Annotated in this window: 5 protein-coding genes; all 5 read left to right on the top strand. The window is 35.2% G+C overall.

Annotated elements, in window-relative coordinates; all coding sequences use genetic code 11:
- The first annotated feature begins 328 nt into the window (after positions 1–328).
- The 5 genes from ABZC96_RS06670 to ABZC96_RS06650 are packed head-to-tail and all read left to right on the top strand — an operon-like array spanning position 329 to position 7154.
- Entirely contained in the window at positions 329–922 is a 594-nt protein-coding gene (locus tag ABZC96_RS06670; protein WP_373029960.1) for a TetR/AcrR family transcriptional regulator, read from the top strand.
- The gene (locus tag ABZC96_RS06665) at positions 923–2161 is read left to right on the top strand and encodes a TolC family protein (protein WP_373029958.1); all 1239 of its coding nucleotides are present in this window, start codon (positions 923–925) and stop codon (positions 2159–2161) included.
- Positions 2158–2856: an efflux RND transporter periplasmic adaptor subunit gene (locus ABZC96_RS06660; protein ID WP_373029957.1), complete on the top strand. Its 699-nt coding sequence runs from the start codon at positions 2158–2160 to the stop codon at positions 2854–2856. Before ABZC96_RS06665 ends, ABZC96_RS06660 begins: the two co-directional genes overlap by 4 nt.
- Positions 2857–2862: 6 nt before the next feature.
- A complete protein-coding gene (locus ABZC96_RS06655) occupies positions 2863–5889 on the top strand; it encodes an efflux RND transporter permease subunit (protein WP_373029955.1) in 3027 nt (1008 codons plus the stop codon).
- Positions 5889–7154 carry a phospholipase A gene (locus ABZC96_RS06650; protein ID WP_373029954.1) on the top strand — a complete coding sequence of 422 codons (1266 nt, stop codon included), beginning with the start codon at positions 5889–5891 and terminating at the stop codon, positions 7152–7154. The genes ABZC96_RS06655 and ABZC96_RS06650 overlap by 1 nt, the downstream gene beginning before the upstream one ends.
- The last annotated feature ends 264 nt before the right edge of the window (positions 7155–7418 follow it).

Below are 7418 nucleotides of genomic sequence, written 5' to 3'. Positions count from 1 at the left end.
CCTTGATGCCAACTGGGAAGTGATGAAAGTCAGCACTCATAAACGTAAAGCAAAGCTCTTTAGTACAGCGGTTTCTACACATAGCGATGCAGCCAGTATAGTGGATGCTATGGATAGAGCATTTGGACAGTTGGAAGAAGATGTTGCAAAAGGGATAAAAGGAATTTAATACCTTTATCCAGTATTTCTATCACGTTTATTTATTTCATATGAAATTAATATAATCCACCCATTTTACTACTGATTCTTCAATTTATCATCTATTTTTAATCAAAATAGTACTATACTTTTTTAATTGACCGACGGTCAGTCATAATAAAGGAGCTCTATGCCAATTATTGTAAATAAAGAAGAGAAGCGTAGAAATATCGCGCTCTCATGCAGAGAATTACTCTTGGAACATGGGATCAATTCACTTACCATCTCTCAAATTGCAAAGACAGCGGGTGTTGGAAAAGGGACGATATATGAGTATTTTGAAAATAAAGAAGATATTGTTTTTGAGATCATAACAACCTTCATTGTTGAACATGAAAAGAAATTAATGGAATTAGTGGAAGCACCGATTACAACGAAAGAAAAACTGTTTCATTTCTTTTTTCTTCTGTTTGAAAATGAAATGGCAAGAAAACAGCTTAAAGTATATAAAGAGTTTATTGCGATCTCACTCACAAATGAACCTGAGGAGATGCTGGTTTTTTCTGAACAGTGTAGAGAAAAATTTCATATGATTCTAAAACAGATCTTGGATGCAGGAAAAAGGTTGGGAGAGATAGCTGAAGATAGAGTGATATCTGAAAGTACGCTAATGCTGTTTGCTACAGGATTGGTAGTAGATTCACGTATGAGCAGTTGTGACATCACAACTGAAATAAACATTTTCTTAGAGATGTTATTAGCTTCAAATCCGAAGGAGTTATAGATGAAAGTTCTATTAGGGTTATTTGTTCCTCTGTATGTTTTTGCACAGAGTTATGGTTTAACAACACTGGTAGAGAATGCCAATAAATCCAATAGTCTGATCAAGGCAAAAGAGATTAGTATTAAAGCGAAACAAAAAGAAGTGGATACTGCCAAAAGTGCATACTGGCCAACAATAGATATCGGGGCAAGTCAAAGCTATATATCTCCTAACAGCGTGGTGAACCCAGGAGAAGTATCTGCTGCCTATGCAATGGTAAGTGTTGATCTTTATGATGGTGGTAGAAAAAGTGCACTTTTAAATGCCAAAAGTTATGAAGAAGAGGCGGCATTTTTTGAAAAAAGTGCTTTTCAAAAAAGCATTACACTTCAGATAGTTCAATACTATTATGGATTGAAAAAGCTCAAGGCTACATTTGGAGCACTGGAAGAGCGTTCTACTGAATTGAAAGAACAGATTAAACGTATAAAAAAGTTTAAGGGTGCAGGGCTTTCTACACAAGAAGAAGTAGATAAACTTCAAGCAGAGTATGACAGTAATAATTATACGATGGCAAATACAAAACTGGAAATTTTCAGTAGTGAAAAAAATCTACAGCTCCTTAGCGGGTTACCTGTAAGAAAGTTAAAAAGAAACTATTTTCAAGAACCTAAAAATGTTGAATTTGAAATTTTTGAGAATATTAAAATGCTTCAAGCCAATGCCAATGCCATAGGAGAGAATGCCAATGCTATTAATGCTGGATACAAACCTCAAATAAATCTGTCAGATACCTACAATCAATATGATTATGATGATACCGTTTCATTACCTGGTTTTGATTTATTGGAAGACCATCAAAATACTTTGAAAATCTCTGTTAATATGCGTATTTTTGATAATGGAAGAATGTCTAAAGAGAGTGAGGCAGTAAAGTATCAGAAGCTGGCATTACTCTCAGAGATTGAATATGCTGAAAATGAGCAAGAAATGAACTTTCATTTGTCCCAGAAAAGTTTAGAGACCATACGTACAAGACTTAAAAGTGCGAAAAGTGCTTTACTTGCTGCGACAAGTACTTATGATGTATTGAAAGAGAAATTTGAAGTAGGTTTAATTGATAATATTGCCTTTCTTGATGCACTCACACAAAAAACACTGGCACAATCAAGATATAAAGAAACACTTTATGATTATGAGATCGGTAAATCGATCTATTACTATTATGCGGGGAAGGACCCAAAGGAGTTTATTAGATGAAAAAGATCGTATTTTTACTATGTATAGTATTACAGTTAAATGCAGAGGAAATCTATGCAACTTTTGATATAGAAGCCCAAAAGAGTGCTTCTTTGGCATTCAGCACTAGTGGAATCATTGGGAAAATGAATGTAGATATTGGTTCGACAGTGAAAAAAGAGGAACTTTTAGCAGAATTGCTTAATGATGATATTAAAGCGATAGTAGAGGTTTCCAAGGTGGCCTTAAAATATGCAAAGAGTGACTATGAGAGACAAAAAAAGGTTCAGCAGCATATTAATGAATCACTTTTTGATAGTTATGCTTATAAGTATGATAATGCAAAAGTACAACTGAAGTATCAGGAAACACTTTTAGATAAAACCTATCTACGTGCACCTTTTGATGGGATAATCACTGCAAAAAGAGTTGAGATAGGTGATGTGGTAAGCGGTCAGATGATCACAGAGGTATTTGATATTCAGAGTCTTAATACTCGAAAACTTATCTTGAAGTTTGATCAAAAATATCATCAAAAAGTGAAAGTTGGTGATACATTCAAATACAAAGTTGATGGTGATGATATTACTTATTCTGGAATCATTTATAAAATTTATCCAACGATAGAATCAAAATCACGAAAGATGTTAGCAGAAGTGAAAGCACAAAGTTTTCCTGTTGGACTCTTTGGTGATGGGTACATCACAACAAAGTAGGAAATGATGTATAAATTTGCCATAAATAGACCTATAACAACCCTAATGGGAGTATTATCATTCATTGTATTTGGATTGATGTCTTACAATACGATGCCTGTCAATCTTTTTCCAAATGTAGACTTTCCTGTTGTAACCATTCAAACAAACTATAATGGTGCTGATGCAAGTACAGTTGAGACTAAAGTAACTGATAAACTTGAAGAAGCGATCAGTGGTATCGATGGGATTGATAAACTTATGTCTACTTCTTATGAAGGATTTTCTGCGGTGACCGTGCAGTTTGAGCTCTTTAAAAATATTGATGAAGCAACTAATGATATACGTGACAAGATAGGTTCTGTGATCTTGCCAAATGAAGTTGAAAAACCCATTGTAAAAAAATTGGGTGCAAGTGGAGTAGTGATAAACCTTTTTATTGCAACTAAAACGGCTGATGTTACAGCACTCATGCGAATGTCAGATGAAAAGATCAAGCCTATACTCCAACGTATTCAAGGTGTAGGTGAAGTAAATATCGTTGGATATCAAGATAGAGAAATTCGTATATTTGTCGATCCGTTTAAACTTAATAAATACGGTCTTACAGCACTGGATGTTCAAAATATAGTTGCCGCACAAAATATCAATCAGGGAGCCGGTAAGTTAATAAATGAGCAAAAAGAGACTATTATTAAGGTTAAAGCAGATGCAATCAGTGTGGAGGATCTTGAAGAATTGATACTTAAACCAGGAATTAAACTTAAAGACATTGCAAGAGTGGAAGATGGCTTGAGCGATAGTAGCAGTTACTCTACTTACAATGGCAATCAGGGAGTGATGCTGGAAGTAAAAAAGATCTCTGGTGAAAATGTACTTAATATCATTAAAGGTGTTAAAGAAGTAATGCCGCGTCTTGAAGCAATCGCGGGTGAAAATTATACGTTGCAATTACTTCAAGACCAGAGTGATAAGATCATGGTAAATATCGATAATGTGACATTTGACCTTATTTACGGATCTATCTTGGCAATTATGATTGTTTTTTTCTTCCTTAGAAATATGACTGCAACGATTGTATCTGCACTTGCAATACCTACGTCTATCATCGGTACTTTTGCCATCATTGACTGGATGGGGTATGATTTAAATAAACTTACACTTATAGGGTTAACGCTGGCAATTGGTATCTTTATTGATGATGCGATTGTTGTCATTGAAAATATTACCAAAAAAATGGAAGAAGGAATGGAAGCATTTCAAGCATCATTTGAAGGTATTAAAGAGGTATCATTTTCTATTTTAGCGATTTCTTCCGTATTATTGGCAGTTTTTGTGCCTGTAGCATTTATGGATGGGATCGTAGGTATGTTCTTTAACTCTTTTGCCATGACCGTTGCAGCAGGTGTTGTACTCTCCTACCTGGTAGCAGTGATGTTCATTCCTACTGTCGGAGCACGGGTTTTAAGTGCTAAGCAGAGCAAATTATATCATCTGACCGAGCCTTTTTTTGTGAGATTGGACAAAACCTATGTAGCCATACTTAAACCATTGATCCGTTTTAAGTGGATTACTATCTTCGTAACGATCGGACTACTTGTCGGATCAACCAAACTTTCTACAGGGATGGATTTTGTTCCTATGGAAGATAACAGTGAATTTCAGGTATTTACTAAATCCCCGGTAGGTACAAGTCTGGAAGAGATGAAGCGTAAAATGAAACCTATGCTTGAAAAAATGGAGAGTGATGAGAATATAGAGTACTCTGTATTGTCTATTGGGTATAACAGTGCTAAGGAGATTCATAAAGCTAAGATCTATGCGAAGCTTAAACCGGTAGTAGACCGTAGTATTTCACAAGAGGATGTAGTACAGCATTATACAAATGAATTTAAAACAGTTAAAGATATGGTTGTAACCGTTGAAGAAGTCGCACCATTTGATACGGGGGCCAGTAATGCTCCTGTACAGATCGTTGTAACAGGTGCGGACCTTGATGTTTTAAATAAGACTACGCAAAAGCTGATGGATATACTAAAAGAAACAAGAGGTGTAGTAGGTATAGATAGGGATTATGAGAGTGGTAAACCAGAAATTAAAATAGATATTTTAAGAGAAAATGCTCAACGTGCAGGTGTCAGTGCAAATGAGTTAGCAGGTATTCTCTCCAGTGCGTATTCGAGTGATAGAGCTATCTCTTATTATGAAGAGAATGGCCGTGAATTTGACATAACATTGCGTTTTGAAGATCAATACCGTACTAATATAGATGATATTAAAAAATTGCAGGTTAAAAACAGTGATGGCGAGTTTGTCTCACTTGAAGGATTGATCAGCTTTGAAGAGCATACAGGAACAGCATCCATAAACCGTTTTGACCGTGAGAGAAAAGTAATGGTCACATCAGGGATCTATGAGACCAGTTTGGATGTTGTCATGAAAGTAGTGGATGATAAAATGGGAGAGATACTGCCTGTAGGGTACAATTACCGTTACACGGGAGATATTGAGAATATGGCCGATACCAATGCAGCATTTGGTGCAGCTGTATTACTTGCCGTCATTTTGATCTATCTTATTTTAGCGGCACTCTATGAGTCTATCATTCAACCATTTATTATTATGGTGGCAATGCCGCTATCATTAACCGGGGTGATCGTGGCACTCTATTTAACTGGAAATAATTTCAGTCTATTTGTTATGATCGGTATCATTCTTCTGCTGGGTATGGTAGGTAAAAATGCGATCTTGGTAGTTGATTTTGCCAATCAGGCGATCAAAGAGGGGAAAGAAGTAAATGAAGCAATACTTGAAGCTGGAGAAAAACGTCTTCGTCCCATTTTGATGACCACTTTTGCAATGATAGGAGCTATGCTCCCCTTGGCATTTGGTACCGGAGCAGGACATGAGAGTAATGCACCGATGGCACTTGCAATCATAGGGGGTCTTATAAGTTCTACTATCTTAACACTTTTAGTAGTTCCCTCTATTTACCGTATCATGTACCCAATGGATGCATGGCTGAGAAAATGGTATGAAAAGGGGAAAGTGTAATGTTGAGAATGAGTATATTTGGTTTTTTACTGTTTAGTGTATTTTCATCTGTAATTCTTATGGGAAAAGGTGCTGATGCATATACTCAAGCACTTGTCTTTTATCAAGAAAAAAACTATAAAAAAGCTTATGATGTAATTAAAACAGAGGCAGAAAGAGGTAATAAAGAGGCACAATATATCTTGGCTCAAATGTATGAGAATGGCGAAGGGATTAAAAAAGATATATTGAAGGCAGTACATTGGTACAAACAGGCTGCTTCAAAATATGCATATGTCCAAAAAGAGTATACAAAATCTAAAGTGACTGAAAAAGAAAACATACTTGAAAGGTTACAAAAACAATTTACTTATACATCAGAACAAAAAGGAGCAAATTTTGCTTTTTCTAAAATAGATGTAGAGACACCAGAAGTTAAATCCATGGTAATAAAGTTTTTAGAAAACAGTTTTGGTTTACGCCCTTATCACACCAATTATTTTACACCATTTACATACTCATCAAGTAAGTATAAACGCTATTTTTCAGCATATAATGAGAATACACTACCGGAGAGCTTGTTACCATATCGGGAGTATGAGAGCAAAATTGAAGCAGAGTACCAGCTTAGTTTCCAAAAGCCTTTGACCTATAATCTCTTTGGTTGGAATGAATATATCACTGCAGCATATACGCAACAGGTTTGGTGGAAATTGTATGACGAATCAGCACCATTTCGAGAGAGTAACTACACACCTGAATTTTTTATGATTCTTCCGACATCAGATGATTGGGATGAAAAATATAATTTAAAAGCACTTAAATTTGGATATAAACATCAGTCTAATGGAGGAGAGGGGTATGCTTCCAGGTCATGGAATAGACTTTTTTTAGCAACACTATGGCAGTGGGATTCACTTCTAATGAGAATTGAAGGTTGGTATAGAATACCTGAAGAGAGAAAAAGTGATGCTTTTTATGACGGAACAGATCCTGGAGCTTCTGGTGATGACAATCCAGATATAGTTGATTACTTGGGTTATGGAGAAATTGAATTGAAATATCTTTATGGAAAACATCACTTTAATCTACTGTTACGAAATAATTTAGACTTAGATAATAATAAAGGCGCAGTTCAGTTTGATTACATGGCTCCATTTTTTAATTCAGATAACACGTTCTGGTATGTTAAGCTTTTTAATGGATATGGTGAGAGTTTAATCGATTATGATAATAGTGTAACAAAGATGAGTATTGGTTTTGCTTTTTCAAGAGGATTATTTTAATAGCAAGGTATAAAGAATAATAAGAGCAATTAAGTAGGCTTGTAAGTTTACTTATAAAGTAATAATACTAAAATACAGACACATTACATAGTATAAGTATACTATGATAAAAAAAGGATTCAAATGCACAATAAATTAGAAAATCTCATGGGAAAGATGGGAGCATTTATATATGATAATCCTTTTAAAGTTATCATCGTTGTTTTGGTACTTTTGGCTTTTCCTCTCTCTCATGTTCCACAGATAAAGATGGACACTTCTACT

Origin of the sequence: Sulfurovum sp., from assembly GCF_041551015.1 — a bacterium.
Classification (GTDB): domain Bacteria; phylum Campylobacterota; class Campylobacteria; order Campylobacterales; family Sulfurovaceae; genus Sulfurovum.
Note: the sequence above shows the minus strand (reverse complement) of the source record. Positions and strands in the feature narration are given on the sequence as shown.